The organism is Bacteroidales bacterium (assembly GCA_018334875.1).
In the GTDB taxonomy this organism is placed as follows: domain Bacteria; phylum Bacteroidota; class Bacteroidia; order Bacteroidales; family UBA12077; genus JAGXLC01.
In genome coordinates this window covers 1-3,766 of sequence record JAGXLC010000396.1, presented here as the reverse complement: position 1 = coordinate 3,766, position 3,766 = coordinate 1, and the positions used below count along the sequence as shown (strand labels likewise).

At 41.4% G+C, this 3,766-nt stretch carries 2 protein-coding genes; both read right to left on the bottom strand.

Annotated features, from left to right (window positions below; all coding sequences use genetic code 11):
- A partial coding sequence (locus KGY70_18730; GenBank protein ID MBS3777238.1) for a hypothetical protein occupies window positions 1-3,050 on the bottom strand: 3,050 nt, incomplete at its 3' end.
- Between the two features lie 357 nt (window positions 3,051-3,407).
- A partial coding sequence (locus tag KGY70_18725; protein ID MBS3777237.1) for a hypothetical protein occupies window positions 3,408-3,766 on the bottom strand: 359 nt, incomplete at its 5' end.

Genomic DNA, 3,766 nt, shown 5'->3' with positions numbered 1-3,766 from the left:
AGTTCATTTCTTTGGTCATTAAGTTCAAATATCTTATCTTCAGGGTTCAGTACAGTTTTGTTTAAAAAAAGTTGATCATACAAGGGCTTGACCTGACCATTATAGTCTTCTGTATTGATCAGGCTCCAGAAGCTGAGCAGTTCAACAACAGGCACTTTAAACTCATTGTGCAAACGATTAAGATGACATAGCTTCAAGAGTAGAGGCTCGTCAATCTCCGGATCGTCAAGATGAGGGGTTTTCAGGATATTGATGGCTATATCAAGTTCTCTTGCTGTCCAGCCAATCTTGCGCAGAAGACGCACAAAACGATGGATTCTGTTGAGAGCCATTTCCTCCAGGTTTTCAATTTCCGCTTCATCAATATTGCAGAAAGCATCAGGAAAATTGATAGAAATATCCGTTTCAGGATCATAAGGATCAGAAAATCTGCCGGGATTTATAAACCTCGTATTGAGCAGCTCATCCAGTTCTTTATAGGTGAGTCCTGATTTTTCAAGAAAAACAGGAACCCTGCTTAATTCATCAACCCAATCTATTTCACTCATTCCCCAGAATTCACGGTTATCGTGTGAAGTTGTGCCGGCAATGATCTGCCAGCCGGTTGACGTCATTCCGAAGTATTCTCCGGCAATGGTATAATCATCCGGCTCCGGCGTTTTACCATTTTTCCTGAAGGTTTCCAGCAGTTTATAACGGGAAACTCCAAGATGGTTCAGATAGGTGCGAGCCTCTTCTGTCCACAGGTCAAAAGGCAAGCTCCAGGGATATACTGCCTCTGCAAGTTTTTCATAAGCTTCAACATTTAGATGTGCCGGATTGGCGCTTAATTCATTGGCTGTTCCCTCAGTCTGATAACTTGCAGAATTATAAGAGACGCCATTCTCGAGTATTTCATTAACCAGGTCTACATATGGGACAAGGGTATTTGCATTTTTACAGGAAAGTTCGATCCTTTCAATGTCGGGCCTTCGTTCTGATAAAATCCCAAATGCGGATTTCACTTCTGGAAATGTGTCATTTTCCTTCTTAAGATTGTGATTCTGTAAAAAAGCCAAAAGATCCACAAGATAAGCAGATGGGCTATATACGGATTTGCAGTGTTCGCAATCACACAATTTGAACGAACCAAAAAGGGTATCCCATTCGGGAATTTCCTGCATCTTTTCGATAATATTGGGCAATACATACATACCCGGCTGATTGAATGCAGCGCTATGCCTGGAATGTATAGATAAAGCCATAGAGGTCATTTGCAGGGCATGATTGTATATGGCTTTGGCTTTCCAGTAATTGCCGAGCTTTTCAGCATCAGCAAACTGGGTACAGAAGCTGCTTTGCCCCATCATGGCGATGCTTTGAGCTGAATTAAAACCGTTTTGCTTCAGAACCTTTATGGTTTCGTAACGTTCAAAACGCGGGGAAATTCGGAAGAGCCGGTCAAGGGTCTTAAGTTCCCGGATCAAGCCCTCTCTGTCTTCCGCTTCAGAAAAAACATCCGGATTCTCCCTGAGATAGGTATCAATCTGTGTGGTGCCAAGCTCAAATTCAGGCGTGTCAATAAAAAAGTCACTGATCGTTTCCTGGAACGGCAATACAAATTCCTCTTCTCTCCTTAGTTTGTGACCAACAACTGTGGTGGGAAAGGCATCCTGAACCATCCGGAAGATTGTTCGGGCATAGTTGTCTGCTTTTTCTTCGTCATCCTTTCCGGGTACATCCGGGGGTAAACCATGGGCCTGGACCATTTCTTTCCAGTTATCCACATCCAGGCCGGCAAGATCGCGCAAACAGGATATAGATTCCAATTGTTTCAGATGTTGAACCAACGGTAAATGGTTGCCTGTCAATACTCCCAATTGCAGCGTATATTGCAGTTCCTGAACATGTGGTTCTAAATCGGTTTGCTCCAGTGAAGACCAGAATTCTTCGACCGAGCCTTGATGATTCACATAAATATTTAGAAAGTCCCTTTGCATTTCCTGGTTCATTTGAACGGTACCAAGCAGCTCGCCTAACGTTGTTTTTCCCGTAGGTAAGGGTTCCAGGGGTTCAAAAGCATGATCAATAACCATCTCCTGAAAACGCTCCAGCACCTGTTCGACCGGAATGGTAGCGGGAATAAGGTTATCTCTGACTGCAGCTTCCAATGAACTTTTCTGGATATCAGGATTCTGGGCGAGAAGGCCCGGAAGGCTTGCAGGAAGATTTTGACGCAACATTCCATAAAATACCTCGGCAGGCAGTCCGCTTTTTTCGGCAAACCGGGCAGCAAGGACAAGTTGCTTAATCTGTCTGGAATCAATTCCTGTCTTGCCAGCCAGAAAATCGACTTCCTCCGCTGTCAGTTCAGATAGTTCATTGTCTTTTAACAAGGGAGTAAGTGTTTTCAGGCATTGTTTATATTCCGAAGGCCCTTTGTATTTTTCATGGCCAGCAATGAGGTTTACTTCCTGAATCTTTCCCGCATTATAGAAAGGTTGTTTGGTAGAAGCCAGTTCCTCACCATTTGGATAGCTGGCACGAACGATAAGATCAGGTTGTCTTTTTCCCGATCGGATAAATTTCTCAGCAGCATAGGCTATCTCATATCGGCCTGCCTTACCGGTAGTAGTTTCACCGAGGAATGTTTCGGATTTTATATTTTTATCAAAGGCTTTGACCGTTGCACCTGCAACAGGAGAACCATCCTGCTCACAAATTATGCCTTTAACCCTGAAAATCTGATCCGGAGCGGGAATATCCACCCTGATCTCAATCTCTTTCTCTCCTTTCTCAAAATTCCATAGGACCGAATCTTTGGTATTGATTATAAGCTCATCATGATCAAATACCTTAAAGAACAAGTCCGGTCGCCTATCCAGGAAAATTTCCCTGAAATGGGACTCATCAAACTCTATATCGAACCTGCCGTTTGAATCGGTTTCCGCACTTCCAAGAAAATCATTGAATATAAGATCCTTGTCCCATGCCTCAACCCGGAGCCCTTCGACTCCTTTCCCTGTTTGGTCGATTACTCGACCATTGATACGGTATTTTTTTGTTTTCATTGTTATATCTTTTATTAATAGAATTTATATCTATCTATATTTAGTTATTCTAAAGGGAATTGAAAGTGCACAACTATTGCCTTTATTCAGATTTTCCTGTGATCCAGGATCCTCACCTTAATGAAAATTATATTAATCCTACATCCAGCTCATGGGTTGACAATATATAGCTATCCTTTCTTTATGGTATCCCATAGCATTCGGTTTTATAATTATTTGTATCACTGAGCAAATTTTCACAGCTAAAACTAAAATCTTAAGCTCACACTATAACATCGGTATCCGAGCCATCCCCAGACTTTGAATTCTACTCAATTAACGAATAGATTAATTCATATGAAACCTTTCTAACATAGATCATCTAACCGTTATTTTCTGGCAACTTTGCTCAGGTTTACAGAAAGTAGATTGTTCCTTACCGACCATTGAATGAAAGAATCGCATCATCAATATAAAAGTATATGCTGCCATCTTCTCTTTTTCACGTTCTTCCAGTCGTTTCTTGACCACAACAGCTCCTATTCCAAGAAATCTATATGGAATAATCCTTCCTCCTGGTTTCACATATTCACCTTTTTCTAGAAGATCTATCTCTTTCCCAATTATAGTCTGAACCTTTTGAAGCTCTTCTACTCTTTCCTTGAAATTAAGAACATTAGAAAATGCATTTTTATCCTTTAATTCATTAATCATTTTTTGGAAAAATCCACTGAAGC